This is a genomic window from Streptomyces sp. WM6378 (assembly GCF_001279695.1).
Taxonomy (GTDB): domain Bacteria; phylum Actinomycetota; class Actinomycetes; order Streptomycetales; family Streptomycetaceae; genus Streptomyces.
The window spans coordinates 1-214 of sequence record NZ_LGDD01000273.1; the positions used below are offsets into that span (position 1 = coordinate 1).

The window sequence follows — 214 nt, forward strand, 5'->3', positions numbered from 1 at the left end:
ACCTATACCCGGATCGGCCGCCCGCACATGGGAACAGCTACACGCCCGAGTGACTCCCACCCAAACCCGTCGCTGACAGCTATTCACGTACAAGCCCCCGGACGTACCGAGAACAGCCAGATCGGCGTCTTCGCCGCCTACGCCTCCGGACGGGGGCGGGCGCTGGTAGACCGGGAGTTGTATCTCCCCAAGTCGTGGACGAACGACCCGGACC

1 pseudogene is annotated in these 214 nt (G+C 65.4%); it reads left to right on the forward strand.

Annotation, left to right across the window (positions count from 1 at the left end):
* Positions 1 to 99: 99 nt before the first annotated feature.
* Positions 100 to 214, forward strand: a pseudogene (locus ADK54_RS45005) (IS701 family transposase); the annotation flags it as partial.